We start from the raw sequence: 13,464 nt of genomic DNA, 5'->3' as shown, positions 1-13,464 counted from the left end.
TAGAGTAAGTGCTATTTTTTACGTTTCTTATTTTGTTTTTTGACTTCTTTATCCGCTTTCTTTTTAATGGAATTGAAGTAGATATCTAAATAATGTCGGTTGCTTAAAAATGAAATTAAGCAACTGGCAACAATCACTACCCAAACAAGTTGCAACTTAATTGAGTTTTCAATACTGAAAAGTAGTAGCAGTGGGATCATGACCATCATGCTTATGAAAATGGAGCACAATAACGCGCCAGCAATATAGAGCGAGTACTTTTTAAACCCGAATATATTGAGGATGGTAAGCACGACAAAAGTTAACAGTAGCGTACCAAATGTCGCAAACATAATGATAAGCCCTGCCTCTTGTTCAATGAGCCAATCCGTGAAACCAAACCAAGAGAAAGGGATACTTACCATGATGAACGCTCCTGTTGGCTAAATAGCAGGGGGATATTTTTAAAACCAAATAACCGGGCAAAAATAAGATTGGGGAAAACATGAATATCCGTATTGTAGAGTGTGACGGTTTGGTTGAAAAACTCACGTCGGTCTGCAATTTGGTCTTCAATATGTTTTACTTGGGTTTGTAATTCCATTAACACCGCTTTACTGATTAGTGTTGGATATTTTTCAGCGACAGCAATCAGTGGCTTTATTTTTGATGGGTACTGGTTTGCGGTATCGACTTTGGTTTCAATCGCGGTGCTCGATAAATAGCGCTGGCGGCTTGCCATTAATTCACTAAATAGCTGCTTTTCATGTGCCATCGCTTTATCTGCAACTTGGGTTAATACAGGAACTAATTCAACTTGCTTCTTTAATAACACATCAATATTCGCGAATGCCTTATGGCAATTATTATTCAAGAATACAATATTATTATAAATATTAATAAAATAGCGTATAAAAACATAGCCAATAACAGCGATAATGATGAAAAAAATAAGCTTTTCCATGTTAGTCATCACCAAATAATGCAATCTGGTCGAAATACATATTGAGCTGCCCATTTTTGTAATCCATCGGGGTAACCAAAATCACACCAATCAGAAAAAGTGCAATCATGGCGGTAATAGCTAAATTTCGACGCAATGGACCCGTTTTGTTCCAACGGACGACATAGTTAGAAGGTGAGACGCCTAATAACATATGAGGTGCCTTACGTATAATAACGGGCTCCCCTTTTTCATTGGCATCTGCAGTGCCAATTAATAAATAGCTACTGTTTGGTTCAAGTAAATATTCTTTGTAACGGCGATTACCGCTTTCAATATCCATATGCGGTTCTAAGCCAGGGTAAATAAAATAATCAGGGTCACATTCTACTTTAACAGAGCCCGTATCATCCGTTATGGTAAAGCTGTGCATGTTGTATTTGCTATTTTGTAAGGTATAACTCTTTTTACCATCTTTATCTTTTGATATGGAATATTCAAAATAAAAGGAGCCATAGCAGGATTTATTGCCTAGCTGGCTTTTTATAACTGTCCCGGCAGTAATTTTTCCTTCAATTTCCACAAGCCCCATCGCCATTGAGCGTATCTTTGAAGTGGCTAAGTTTTTCTGAAATTTTAAGAAGCGCTTGGTTGGTGTATTTTCAATCGCTTTAAATACGAAGGCTAAGACAAATGCGATAAAAAATACCCGCATGTCGATAAAGAACCCAGCAAATAGGCAAGTTGCTAGTAGCATTCCCACAAGGACTTTAAGAAACGCACTAAACTTTGATGAGCCTTCATTTTGTAAGCGTTGATAACGTTGATAGCCAGCTTTGCTAGCTCTGACGACATTGCGGGTAATAAAAAAGGTGATGACGAGTACAATGACGTAATAAATGATACTGCCATAGTCGCCTATAGAAGGAGAGAGTGAGTACCACATTCCACAAGCAACACTGATAAAAGGAATAATTCCCCAGTTTACTTTTTTATTCATCGAAAATTTATTATCAATAAATAAAATTAAAGCGCCAATGGCTGCACCAAGTAAAAAATACATATTCACGCATTGATACCTTTACGCTGACATTATTTAAACTGGACGCCGTGATATTTTTTTTCATCTTCAGAAATATCAAGTAATGGCAGTGCTGTAAAACGAAAGGCATTCGCAATCAGGCTATCTGGAAACATTTGTATTGCGGTATTGTATTCTGTTGTTGCATCATTAAAGCCTTCACGTCGCTGCGCGATTTTATTTTCAACCTCACTTAAGGCAATTTGTAACTGCGTGAATTGCTCACCAGAAATGAGAGTCGGGTAGTTTTCTGCAATGGCAACAAGACTGCTGAGTGCGCGGTTCATTTCATTTGATGCCGCAATTTTTTCATGCATATTTTGGGCATTAAAGTAGCGTTGGCGTGCATCACTTAATGAAGTAAATAATGTTTTTTCATGTTCCATCGCTTTTTCTGTGATGGTAACAAGTTGCGGGATTTGGTCTGCACGTTGTTTTAAAATAACATCAATATTGGCAAATTGATTGCTGACTTGATTACGAGCGTTGATCAGGCGGTTATAAATAGAGATCCCCCAGCCTACGGCCAATAATAGTAAAATAAATACAACGATAAGTGTGATAGTCATATTGATGCGTTTTAACCCGAGATAAGTGATTTGGGTTAAATGTATAAAAGCCATGCAGCTTATGCAATCAGAAAAGAATGAAATTGAGGTTAGAATAAAGAAAATCTGATCTTATTTTATAACAAAATCAGATTTTACTGTTTAAACAGTGCTTAAAGATTTATATCGACAAGAGAAAGGTTCTCATAGATATTTTGTTCAAGAAAATAATCTAGGTCACACTGCAGTACATTAGCAAATATACATAGTCGATGAATGGTAAAATTCTGAGTACCGCGTTCATAACGGGAAATTTGCTGTTGGCTTAGGCCTGATTTTTTGCCTAAAGTATGTGCGGTCCAGCCCATTTGTAAGCGGCGTTTACGAAGTTGTAGTCCTATATAGTTGTTTGAAATTTCAGTTTGATATATTCTCATAATACTGTCCTGATTAATACAACACTACTTGAGTGAAAATAAGGTTTATTTATGTTTTCTTATACGTTATTTTTCTCTAAGCTAATTGAACTCGATACTCGAATTTCTATGCTTTCGTTATCATAACTACCCAGTGCATAAAAAGATTTTTCTCCATTAAATAGAAATAACCCAATAATAAATACGCCCAATCCAATAATAAATATAATAAAGCTAAATAAATAAGATAGTTGCTTGTTAATATAAAGTAGGGATTGTTTTTCTAATGCGAAAGCGGCATCTGAGAATGATAGAAATAATATGACGATCCCCCAGTGTAATACAGAAAGTAAAAAAGGGTATTCAACATGATTATGTATAATAATAGGGGTTATTGATAGAATGATTGCCAATGGGTAACCATTTCCGTTAATTTTATATTTTATAAAAGATTGAAATACGACATAGATACCTCCGGTTAATAATAAAGATAAAAATATCAAATTAGTGAGTCCTCCAGTCATCAGCCAGAGTAATATTTCATTATGTGGATGAGGAACAATATACATTTTAGGGCTGAAAAAAGGAATTGCTGTTCTTTCATAACTATTTTCAAATAAAAAAGGCTGCTCCCATGCATCATAAGGATTCTCTAAGAATAAAGTAATAGAAAAACGCAGCATTTGTTTTAAATGGAATTGATTCATAATGTCAGTTGCAATGTATTGAGGGCATAGCCTTATTAGATAAATTCCAATAAAAATTGCTACAGCAATAATAAAATAACTAGAACTAACACGTAGAGGGTTTTTCTTGTAAAAAAGGCAAATAAAAATAAATGTACAAACAGTAAAACTTAGCCAAGCAATAACAGACTGCAGAACGACTAAAGTTAATGTGAAAAATAAAATACAAGTTCCTAGTAATACAACCCTGATTTTTTCATAGCGTTCAGATAACAACGAAAATTGTGATAATACAAGAGTCATTAGAGATAATAAGCATGCAGCCGCCATGTTAACTGATAATATATTAACTTGTTGTGATAATCCATTTGACCTCATGCCAGAGGCAAGATAAAAAATATCTGCTTCAAATGTATATTGATATGCAGTGATAAAGGTTTGAGCTACACTAATAGTGATATAACAGTAAATACAAAATGATTGTATTAACCATTTTTTTCTCACTTGTAACCCTGCAATATAGAGTAATACGCCAACAGTAATACCAGAACAATACCAAAAATCAATGCTATTATTTTCTCCCTGATGAGATATTAATCCCATCATTAGAATGGCTAAGGAAAAACAGTAGCAAATAGCAGGTAATGTAATGATTATTTTAATTTTTCGATAGAAAACAGTAAATGCAATAATAGATATTGTCAAGGAAATAGATAACCAACTAATAATGTTTTGTGGTAATGATTGTCTTAGGCTTCCTAGGCTATCGATATAAATAAGACTAGCAAGGTGCCAAACAATAAAGATACCAAAAAATAGTCCTCGGGATATTATTATCATAGTACACTTACCGCTGAATTAAATAAATGTGGCGATTAACCAAGCATTACCTTTGTAGTCTCCAGGTTCGGCGTCATAACCTGAAACTTTACTTTCAATCATAATGTTTTTTACTTTATCTATTGTTGTTTCAAATGTTTTTCCACTTTGATTATTTTGTTCATCATAAAGTGTAAGCTCAGAATAAATAGTGTTATTTCCTGATGTTAAAGGGAGTCGTTTTTGTGGATCACTGTCTGTGGCATAGTCTAAAGTTAATTTTACTTTAACTGGCTGCACTCTATCGCATGTATAGGTAACAGTACGAGTTTCTTTACTATTAAATTCATAAGCATCCAATGTTTTGTGATCAATATTTAAATTATCAATACTAGAACGGCAATTTGACGGATAATTGATAACCGACGTAGTGAGGTCTAATTTAACGGTGGCTTTATCAATAGGTACATAAATATCTGGTGTTCCATAGTCTTGGAATAATCGTGTATAACCTGCGATCATTGCGTTTGGAATAACGATTTTTCCATCAACAGGAATATCTTTGACATAAACTCTAACGGTAAAAGGAAAATGAACAGTAAAATATGATGTTGCTAATGGCCCCATTGCTTCATTAGAACATCCTCTCCCTGAAATATTTCGCCAGCCACTGGTTATTCCATTCTCAGAATAAAGAGTAAAAAATGTATTGTTGTTTATTTTATATGCGGTCAGCCCACCAATAGTAAAGCCTGCCTCTGGCATATAGGCAAAGACACGGTGGTAGGCGTAGCTCCAATGAAGACCAGCGGAATAATTACCTTGTAAGAAGTTCACAGTACAATATACAGAGCCATAAGGCTGAGATGTACTTTCATTAATAACAATACCGGAGCTATTTGCTGGAGCGATTAAAAAATATTTATTGTTATCACTTCCAATTGCTGGGGTGTTAGAAACAACGGAGTTGTTAGATACTAAGCTCATTTTATAACCACCACCACTTCCTGAATAGCGGGTCGCACTATAGGAATTTAAGCTAATTAAGAGTAGTAACAAAAGTAATGGTGAATATATTTTTATATTTTTCATAAAGACTTCCCAATATTACAGATAATCAACCATCACTGATAAAGCGGCACTAAATGGCCCTGCAGTGAGATTTTCAATAGCTTGATTAGTGACTAATTGTGATTGAATAACAACTTTCCCTGTATCACCACTTACGGATGGAGCAATCCTTTCCCATTTATTAAGGTTGAGCGCATTACTTTTATTTTCTTCTGAAAAACGAATACCCAATCCATTAATAGAGGTCGCAAGCACGGTTTCATTGTTTATTGTTAAAGTACTTCCTTCTCTAGGAGATAGGTAAACTTGTAAATTTTTTCGAAGTTCACATTGTTTAATGAGAATACCAAAGGACTGTTTTTCTTCAGTTAGTCTGTCTAGCGCCACCTCTCGAAAATTAATGACTAATTCTTTTTCGCCATTTTCTGCTGTAAGTACACATGGCGGTCTAACCAATTTAGCAGAAAGAGAAATTAGCACATCCGCTTGAGTACCTAAGGAAACTAATAAGCTAATTAAAGGGAATGAAAAACAAATGAATTTCATTTCAATTCTCCTTATTGATAATCAAGGTTAAAAGTAACAGTTGAGGAAAACCCCCCTGTTTTTAAACGAGTACTAAAGGGTTTTTGAGCATAAACACCAAATAAAAGTGTATTAATGGATCCTTTCCCTGATTCAGTAACTGTGCTGACATCAATTGTTGTATTAAGCTCGAGTTCTTTACCTCGACTATCAGTCAGAGCTAATAAAACATTAGATTCACCTGTGGTTTTTAAATAATTAATACCATTATGTGTTTCAATATTTTGGGTATTTAACGTTATTTTGATCGTTTTATTCAAAGCCATTGCAGAACAGTCCATGATATCCAATTTAAATGGCTGCATATCTGAACGTCCTAATGTTTCGATTGAAGAAAACCGTAGCCCAGAAAGATATATTTTTTTTTGTGTATCATCATCACTCAGTCGACAACCAAGCGGCACTAGCACACCCTCAAAGTAAACGGTTAGGCTATTGGCAAAGCTGGTATTCCACGTTAGGAATAAAAAGCTAAATAATAATGTTGAGTATCTAATCATAATTTATCTCCACACGTTGCATCTTATTACTAGCAGGAATAGAGAATAAAATGGTGTTATTGCGTTGTGGTTGTGTTAGCGCATATTGGTTATTGCCTAATTTCAGTGTAAACGGTACCCAAGCTTGCTTTTGTATTGGTTTGCTACAATGAGAAAAATGCATTTCTACGCTATAGGTTGCTGCAATTAAAGTACTTTCATTTAATTTTAATGAGATATTAGGTAGACAAGGAGCAGTAACAATACGCGCATTGACATATATTGAGCCTGTTGTCACAGGCACAGCAGATTCAGCAAAAATAGGTATAGCAAAAGCCCATAATGCTAGGTAATTCAATTTCATTGTTCTGCTCCTATCTATTTTTTACTCATTATTCCGTCACACTGCACTTTGAAGCTTGGCATTTGAAAGCAAGTGAAGGCTTTCCACCATAATCATTGATATATGTCAGGTAAGGTGTTGAATATTTGGATGATTTAATCAGTTGATTAGATTTCGGCGGTACCATAACCGCGTCAAAATCACTTTCTTCGGATTGTTTTTGGCTGTTCCCTAAACCAATTACAGTTAAATAAAATGGTGTTGGATTATTTAATGTATAACCCGATGATGTTGTTGTTAATGTTATATGTTTCGTCCAATCTGTTTTGCTTTGTGCAACAATGTTTTCAGGGCGATAAAATAGTTTTACACGGCTTTGTAATGCAATTTGCAACACACCCGCTTCTGATGATTTAGGCGGGATTTCACGCAGGTTGTAATAAAACAGGGATTCCCTGTCTTGCGGTAACTTTGCAATGTCAGGTGCGGTGCTTAGGCGAACTAGGCTAGTTGATTTGGGCTCCATGCGCTGAATCGGCGGAGTGGCAATAATAGGGCCTGTTTCCAATTTTTGTTCTAACGCATTTTCCAACCACGACTGGGCTAAATAAGGTAGCTCCGGGTTATCATTACGGATCGTAATATTAATAGACGACTGATTTCCATCGAAAATTATACGAGTGCGATCAAGTGTAACCGCGGCATTCGTAACAGAAATTACACTCATAGTCAGCGTGAATACGCTAGTAAGTAATAAAAAAGGGGAATTCAATTTCATCTTAGTTCTCTTATTAACGGCAAATAATAGTTGGGTAAATCTCCTGAGGATTAATCACGTCAGGCACATGGGCACTACACTGGTGTTTATTTCCCCAATAGAGGTTGAGTAAGTCTTTAGGTTGGATACCAACAATCCACGTAATACCTTGTTCACCAACAATTCCGAGTTCAATATTGTTGCTATTACGTACGCTAGCGCCAAAAGGTGGATAAGTGTCATTAGCCAACTTTAAGCGAGCAAACGTTTTTTCACCTTGAATAACGTTGAGGCGACGATATCCGATTGCCCCACGAGTCAAAGTCGCATCGGTGACAGTCTCCAATGCCTCAACATCTTTTGGTAATTTACTGGTATTAATTGATGCGCTGGTTTTCCGATAACTACTCACATTTGGCAATACAGCGAGTCCAAACTGATTAGTTTGATAAACGCCACCACTCAGAGGAACGTTAGCTGCTCCAGGTGTTTCTACAACGAGTCGAGTACCACCATAAGCGGCTTGGTGCATGGCAATACCTTCTTTAATTAAGGTAATTCCACCATTAATTGATCCCCCAACACTGTGATATTCGTTCGGGACATAACTTGCGTTTCCTGAAATTGAGGCATAAGGAAGATTTTGGTTTAAATAACCACTAAAGCTGGTTTGGTCATCTTGATGACTTCCTGTTTGATAACCGACATTTAAGTTATAATTGCGCTGCTCACTATATCCGCTATAGCCGATATTATGTGTTGAGCTGTGTTGGCCATTTTGGTTTCGGGTATAACCTTCAGAAAAGCTGACGCTACTCCCTTGACTTAAAGGAATAGTGAAATATAAGCTGAGCGCATCATCTTGATATCCCGCTCTTTTTGAACGAGTTGCAGACGCTGTCAGGTTAATATTTTTGAGCCCAATAGTCGCCCAATTTAAAAGAGTACTTAGGTATAAGCTGTATTGTTCTTCTGTTTCACTATTCCAATAAGTATTATATTGATAGTTTCCACCCAATGAGAAATCATCAAAATATTTATTAATATTAACTTGATAGCTTTCTTTTTGAGCTTGACTTTCATTACCTGTACGTCGTTCATCCAACGTTTGTTGCAAAGAGCGATAGGTTTCATCAGAGAAACGATACCCTGCGAATGTAATGTCGGTTCTGGCTTCATCAAATGATTTTGAATAACTAAGTCGATAACTTCGGCCAGTTAATGTTTTATCAAGTAATTGAGCATGTGACTGAGTCGCATCGAACGAAAGGCTACCGAATGAAAATAGGTCACGGCCAAAGCCAGCTGAAAATGCCTGATAATTTTTTGATAAAACGGATCCCCCATAGATAGACCAAAGGTTATTTAACCCGTAAGAGAGTTCTCCCGACGCAGTTAAATCACCTTCGAGCTGGCGGCCATTAAAACGTGGTTTACCCGCTGCAAATTTATAGCGGATTTGCCCTGGTCTCGTTAAATAGGGTAATGCTGCAGTGGTAATGCTAAATTGTTGCTCTTCACCATTTTCTTCTCGCACCGTCACATCTAATGTTCCACGAATGGAACTATCTAGTGTCTGGATACGAAAGGGGCCAGCAGGTACGGTTGTTTCTAAAACTATACGGTTATGGCTTTTGACAATGACTGTGGCATTAGTTTGAGCAATACCAATAATCTCTGGGGCATAACCCGTTAATTTAGGGGGCATCATATTTTCATCGGTTTCAAGAGATACCCCGGTGTACTGCCAAGAATCAAAAATAGCAGAATAAAAGTAGTTCTCACCTAACGTTAAAATAGACGCAATAGATTTTATTGAGCGATATGCAAATAATCGGCTAAATGTGGCATCACTATATTGGTTTTCGAAACTTCCTGTCGATTTTCGGTAGTTTGCTTGGTAATCACCGCGTAAACGCCATGCACCGAAATTAAGCCCTGTTGTTCCGTTAGCAGAAAGGTATGATTCTCGTGAACCTGAATCTCGACGCGTTAAAGAACCTGTTAGGTTGTAATCTAATAAAAATCCATTTACACCTTCTTCCCAACGTGAAGGAGGAACCCAACTTGGATCAGTATATTCTAAATAGCTTTGTGGAATTAAAATAGATAGCGTTAATGTCGATAAATCTACATTTAATGAAGCACCTTCAAGCGGAGATAAATCAAGGCATTTATCCTCATCACGATATTTAATTAATTTAATTGCGTCTGGAGTAAGCCCTAAACGATCAAGAATATTAAAAGGAACACAAACGGTATCGAATAAATTACTGTTTTGGGATTGTGGCGCTATCACAGTGATATCTTGCGCACTACCCATACTCTCATTATTGACTTTGAGGGTTAAATGATAAATACCAGGCATAATAAATCCAGCCTGAGAAAATTGGCTAAAGTCAATATTTTGAGTGTCTTCCGTATCTAACATATCGGTATTAAATTCGACAGCATAGGCTAACGAAGAGATTGAAGATACAAAAGAAGTCACAATGATGTAAGAGTAAATATTAAATTTAACCATGATTTTTTCATCAAATTAATTATGAGTTTATTTACTAGTCGTAAGTAACGTTGAATTTAATTGTGGTAAAGTAATCACCAGGTGTAATTTCGTTATTACTTGCACCCAATTCTGTTTCATATTTTAAAAAGCTCTCTTTACTTTTTTTATCAAAATAAATGTAGTTATTAGAAATGGAATAGAGCTTATTTGGGATTAATAAATTATTGTTAATATCGTATATATATAGAACAACCCCAGGCTTCGGGCCTGATAGTTTTATTGCATTAGAATACGTATCTTGTGGTGCAAAAAAACGAATTTTAATACCTTTATGATTACTGCTGTCATACTCACTAATACAGTTATTTAATTTTATATAGAAAGGTTTTCGCATTAACTTTTCATCTTCTATATTATTTATACTATAATTAGAAATATAATCGTAATTTATATATTGATATTGACTATCAGTTTCAATTGAACAAGGTGCCGCAACGATATAACCCTGCATTACTGTTTCGCCTCGAAGACCATCTTGAATATGTCCAAGGTTAGAGCTAGTCGCATTAGAGTTAATCGAGTTAAATAATAAGGCAATCCATAGATAAGTATTTTTTTTCATAATGAGCCTTTTATGGGGAGAGAATTCTCTCCCCTAAAAAAATTACTCGTATGTGATTTTAAAATCAGCAATAGAACTAAATTCACCTTCGGTAACGGGTGTTGTGCCATCAACACGTTTAGCTAATGCAGTAAATTCTAAAACGTTTTCACCTTGTTTATTACGAATTTGATTCATAACAGATTTGGCTTCATCAAATTTGAAATCTTTGATTTGAATACCGATGTTTGAAGCTGTACCAGTAGTACCTAAGAATTCTTTATTAGTACCGACATAGTTTTTACCACCAAAGGTAATTTTAATATCTTTAACAGCAATCCACTTACCTTCAGTGTCTTTGCTAAATTCATCAAAGTTACATTCTTTTAATTTAATTGCGATATCTTTTTCTGCTGCATTACCCGCTTCTAAAGATGCACGAGAAAGTTGACCGAATGGAACTTCTTGTTTTGTACTTTCTGATTCAATATTACATGGCGCATTAACAACTTGGCCGCTGAAATGTAATTCACCACTATTACCACTAGCAAAGATAGAGGTTGAAATGGCTGAAGTAGCGAATAAAACAGCAATAGAAAGTTTATTTAATTTCATATCTTACATCCTTAAAAATAAGTAAATATTTGATCCCTAGTGAGCCTTTATATAAGTACTGGCATAGGAATAAAGTTCAGTATCCATCAATGGATTTTCAAATGTCCTAATCACAGAACGCTTAACATAATCGTTTTTAGCGTGGGTCATTTCGACGGAGGAAACTTTATCCCTCCTAGGTGTAAAATGGAATGAAATTCTTTTATTTTAATTAAATTAAAAATTATAATTTGTTTGTTGGCTTTTTTTAATGCTTATTAATATTTTTATGCTAATTTGATGGTCTGTAAAATGTTTAATGCTTGTTCCTTTAAGATGTTTTAAGGTTGAAGGTGTTTAGAAATAAAAAAAATGCATCAAAATATCAATATTTGATGCATTTTTTATGGTTTTTTTTAAATTTACAGAGTGCAAATAAAAAGTGGAGAGAAATTTTCTTCAAAAATATAACTTGTATCGGTTAATTTTTTTATTTTTAAAAAATAAAGTTGATTCATTTCAGGGACTCCCCGAATATTGATTTTCTCTTGAGCTTGATCACCTGGGTCTATAAATATATTGTCAACACGTAAAAAAAAATGGTCGCCTAAGTATTCATGTTTCATCAGAAATTTTCGTGAAATAGTATAGTTTTTACCATTGTCATTAATGCTTCCATTCATAATGAATGTGTGCTGATCAGGTTTGTTTTCATTAGGTATAACACTTAGCAAGTAAAATCCTTTTAAGGTGGAACGATGGTCAGAGATATTTATTTTTAAGGTTGTCTGACAATTGGGAATAACAGGGGTATTAATTATGTGATGAACATATAAGCTAATAAAAACCAGAATTGTAGAGATAATGGACAAAGAAAACACTCTTGCGGATAATTTATTTGACATAAAAATTCTCACAACTCACAGTTGCGCTCTCTTTCGGTACCGTTGGGCAATAGGACAAAAATAGGAAATTGTCATATAAATTTTTATCATTCGCGACGATACCAACATTATAATAAAAAACAGTTGCTGGCTTTTTACAATCAAGGTTTAATTTCGTGAGTTCATTTTGAATTGTCGCAAAGCTGATGGTTGTTGTATCGGGTTTATGGTAACTATTAATGTAGCGGATACTGCATTGATCAATACGACCAACTTCAGGATATTCTGTTCGGCTTGCAAAGAAATAACTTTTAAATAGGTATAATAAGCAAAAAATAATGATAGCTATAAGTGAAATTTCAACATACCGGTTATTCAGCATGTAATTTTTTTTATTTTCGCTTGCTTGGGGGGAAACTACTTCAGGTACCTTTGATGAAGAGCCTAGTTCAACCCCAGTAGTGAGCAATTCTTTGTCATTATTATCCTTTATTTCCTCACGCCCATTTTCAATTTTCAGGTCAGCAGAAAATTTAATCCCAACTTTAGGAATAGTTGTAATAATTTCACCATCAGAAAAAGAAGACAGGTGACGACGTAGTACAGATACACTGCTATTAAGGTTATTATCAGAGACGACTTGGTTATGTTCCTCCCAAACCCTACGTAATATTGTTTCTCGGTCAACGATGTCATGATTATTTTGCACTAAGACTAGCAACAAACGGTTTAAAGTTGTTGTTAGTTTTAAGGCGTTATTAATATCGTCGGTATATAACAGCCCCTGATGACTATCATAAGTAATATGATCATTAATCAAATAGTTCATTTTAAAATTTTTTATTTATCGTTAAAATATTTGTATTATTTTAGTGTATACCTGTTATTTATAATATGTCAATTAAGCATAATTCGAGTTAAATTAAAATTTGTTTTAAATCAATTGGTTGTGTTTTTGTTTACACTTGTTATGTTTAAAATTCGGTTTTTTGATGTTATTTCTATAATCGTTCAAAACTAGCTAGTTACTTAGAAAATAAGAAGAAAGGAAACATTAATCTGTCAGTATTAAAAAATTTTAATGTTAAACGAAGTATTAAGATGTGGTTTTATCTAAGAAAAAGTATGGATAAAAAAATAGCCTCTTAAAGTCGAGGCTATTTAATCGATAT

General features: G+C 34.8%; 16 protein-coding genes. All 16 read right to left on the bottom strand.

All coding sequences use genetic code 11. The features are described 5' to 3' along the window. Positions 1 to 11: 11 nt before the first annotated feature. The 16 genes from PR809_RS13200 to PR809_RS13125 all read right to left on the bottom strand — a co-directional run bounded on the left by PR809_RS13200 (position 12) and on the right by PR809_RS13125 (position 13,121). Positions 12 to 404 carry a hypothetical protein gene (locus PR809_RS13200; protein ID WP_166266764.1) on the bottom strand — a complete coding sequence of 131 codons (393 nt, stop codon included), beginning with the start codon at positions 402 to 404 and terminating at the stop codon, positions 12 to 14. Continuing rightward, positions 398 to 943 (bottom strand): LemA family protein, encoded by a 546-nt coding sequence (locus PR809_RS13195; protein WP_168222823.1) that lies wholly within the window; start codon positions 941 to 943, stop codon positions 398 to 400. The genes PR809_RS13200 and PR809_RS13195 overlap by 7 nt, the downstream gene beginning before the upstream one ends. A gap of 1 nt (position 944) precedes the next feature. Continuing rightward, the gene (locus PR809_RS13190) at positions 945 to 1,985 is read right to left on the bottom strand and encodes a hypothetical protein (protein ID WP_181490145.1); all 1,041 of its coding nucleotides are present in this window, start codon (positions 1,983 to 1,985) and stop codon (positions 945 to 947) included. Positions 1,986 to 2,014: 29 nt separating this feature from the next. Next, the gene (locus PR809_RS13185) at positions 2,015 to 2,626 is read right to left on the bottom strand and encodes a LemA family protein (protein ID WP_241098790.1); all 612 of its coding nucleotides are present in this window, start codon (positions 2,624 to 2,626) and stop codon (positions 2,015 to 2,017) included. A 98-nt stretch (positions 2,627 to 2,724) separates the two neighbouring features. Continuing rightward, positions 2,725 to 2,988: a helix-turn-helix domain-containing protein gene (locus PR809_RS13180; RefSeq protein ID WP_195698235.1), complete on the bottom strand. Its 264-nt coding sequence runs from the start codon at positions 2,986 to 2,988 to the stop codon at positions 2,725 to 2,727. A 59-nt stretch (positions 2,989 to 3,047) separates the two neighbouring features. After that, on the bottom strand, positions 3,048 to 4,493 hold the full coding sequence (locus PR809_RS13175) for an O-antigen ligase domain-containing protein (RefSeq protein WP_272524541.1): 1,446 nt from the start codon (positions 4,491 to 4,493) through the stop codon (positions 3,048 to 3,050). Positions 4,494 to 4,511: 18 nt separating this feature from the next. Further along, positions 4,512 to 5,564, bottom strand: a complete 1,053-nt coding sequence (locus tag PR809_RS13170) for an adhesin (RefSeq protein ID WP_206277007.1) — start codon at positions 5,562 to 5,564, stop codon at positions 4,512 to 4,514. A 15-nt stretch (positions 5,565 to 5,579) separates the two neighbouring features. Beyond that, positions 5,580 to 6,089: a fimbrial protein gene (locus tag PR809_RS13165; protein ID WP_004905345.1), complete on the bottom strand. Its 510-nt coding sequence runs from the start codon at positions 6,087 to 6,089 to the stop codon at positions 5,580 to 5,582. Positions 6,090 to 6,100: 11 nt separating this feature from the next. Then, a complete protein-coding gene (locus PR809_RS13160) occupies positions 6,101 to 6,628 on the bottom strand; it encodes a fimbrial protein (RefSeq protein WP_206277008.1) in 528 nt (175 codons plus the stop codon). Continuing rightward, positions 6,621 to 6,971 (bottom strand): hypothetical protein, encoded by a 351-nt coding sequence (locus PR809_RS13155; RefSeq protein ID WP_206277009.1) that lies wholly within the window; start codon positions 6,969 to 6,971, stop codon positions 6,621 to 6,623. Before PR809_RS13155 ends, PR809_RS13160 begins: the two co-directional genes overlap by 8 nt. Before the next feature lie 28 nt (positions 6,972 to 6,999). Continuing rightward, a complete protein-coding gene (locus PR809_RS13150) occupies positions 7,000 to 7,728 on the bottom strand; it encodes a fimbria/pilus periplasmic chaperone (protein ID WP_102139509.1) in 729 nt (242 codons plus the stop codon). A gap of 13 nt (positions 7,729 to 7,741) precedes the next feature. After that, positions 7,742 to 10,231 (bottom strand): fimbria/pilus outer membrane usher protein, encoded by a 2,490-nt coding sequence (locus PR809_RS13145; RefSeq protein WP_206277010.1) that lies wholly within the window; start codon positions 10,229 to 10,231, stop codon positions 7,742 to 7,744. 34 nt (positions 10,232 to 10,265) lie between these two features. Next, positions 10,266 to 10,835 (bottom strand): fimbrial protein, encoded by a 570-nt coding sequence (locus PR809_RS13140; protein ID WP_102139507.1) that lies wholly within the window; start codon positions 10,833 to 10,835, stop codon positions 10,266 to 10,268. A 42-nt stretch (positions 10,836 to 10,877) separates the two neighbouring features. Then, entirely contained in the window at positions 10,878 to 11,429 is a 552-nt protein-coding gene (locus tag PR809_RS13135) for a fimbrial protein (protein WP_102139506.1), read from the bottom strand. 401 nt (positions 11,430 to 11,830) lie between these two features. Continuing rightward, entirely contained in the window at positions 11,831 to 12,313 is a 483-nt protein-coding gene (locus PR809_RS13130; protein WP_102139505.1) for a FidL-like protein, read from the bottom strand. Continuing rightward, complete coding sequence (locus tag PR809_RS13125) at positions 12,303 to 13,121, bottom strand: winged helix-turn-helix domain-containing protein (protein ID WP_206277011.1); 819 nt, start codon at positions 13,119 to 13,121, stop codon at positions 12,303 to 12,305. The genes PR809_RS13130 and PR809_RS13125 overlap by 11 nt, the downstream gene beginning before the upstream one ends. Positions 13,122 to 13,464: the final 343 nt, after the last annotated feature.

The sequence above is a fragment of the Providencia sp. PROV201 genome (genome assembly GCF_028479545.1).
GTDB lineage: Bacteria > Pseudomonadota > Gammaproteobacteria > Enterobacterales > Enterobacteriaceae > Providencia > Providencia huaxiensis.
Note: the sequence above shows the minus strand (reverse complement) of the source record. Positions and strands in the feature narration are given on the sequence as shown.

Bases quoted from the DNA above. Each gene is read 5' to 3' on its own strand.
- PR809_RS13200 (WP_166266764.1), bottom strand. From the start codon at position 404: ATGGTAAGTATCCCTTTCTCTTGGTTTGGTTTCACGGATTGGCTCATT.
- PR809_RS13195 (WP_168222823.1), bottom strand. From the start codon at position 943: ATGGAAAAGCTTATTTTTTTCATCATTATCGCTGTTATTGGCTATGTT.
- PR809_RS13190 (WP_181490145.1), bottom strand. From the start codon at position 1,985: ATGTATTTTTTACTTGGTGCAGCCATTGGCGCTTTAATTTTATTTATT.
- PR809_RS13185 (WP_241098790.1), bottom strand. From the start codon at position 2,626: ATGGCTTTTATACATTTAACCCAAATCACTTATCTCGGGTTAAAACGC.
- PR809_RS13180 (WP_195698235.1), bottom strand. From the start codon at position 2,988: ATGAGAATATATCAAACTGAAATTTCAAACAACTATATAGGACTACAA.
- PR809_RS13175 (WP_272524541.1), bottom strand. From the start codon at position 4,493: ATGATAATAATATCCCGAGGACTATTTTTTGGTATCTTTATTGTTTGG.
- PR809_RS13170 (WP_206277007.1), bottom strand. From the start codon at position 5,564: ATGAAAAATATAAAAATATATTCACCATTACTTTTGTTACTACTCTTA.
- PR809_RS13165 (WP_004905345.1), bottom strand. From the start codon at position 6,089: ATGAAATTCATTTGTTTTTCATTCCCTTTAATTAGCTTATTAGTTTCC.
- PR809_RS13160 (WP_206277008.1), bottom strand. From the start codon at position 6,628: ATGATTAGATACTCAACATTATTATTTAGCTTTTTATTCCTAACGTGG.
- PR809_RS13155 (WP_206277009.1), bottom strand. From the start codon at position 6,971: ATGAAATTGAATTACCTAGCATTATGGGCTTTTGCTATACCTATTTTT.
- PR809_RS13150 (WP_102139509.1), bottom strand. From the start codon at position 7,728: ATGAAATTGAATTCCCCTTTTTTATTACTTACTAGCGTATTCACGCTG.
- PR809_RS13145 (WP_206277010.1), bottom strand. From the start codon at position 10,231: ATGGTTAAATTTAATATTTACTCTTACATCATTGTGACTTCTTTTGTA.
- PR809_RS13140 (WP_102139507.1), bottom strand. From the start codon at position 10,835: ATGAAAAAAAATACTTATCTATGGATTGCCTTATTATTTAACTCGATT.
- PR809_RS13135 (WP_102139506.1), bottom strand. From the start codon at position 11,429: ATGAAATTAAATAAACTTTCTATTGCTGTTTTATTCGCTACTTCAGCC.
- PR809_RS13130 (WP_102139505.1), bottom strand. From the start codon at position 12,313: ATGTCAAATAAATTATCCGCAAGAGTGTTTTCTTTGTCCATTATCTCT.
- PR809_RS13125 (WP_206277011.1), bottom strand. From the start codon at position 13,121: ATGAACTATTTGATTAATGATCATATTACTTATGATAGTCATCAGGGG.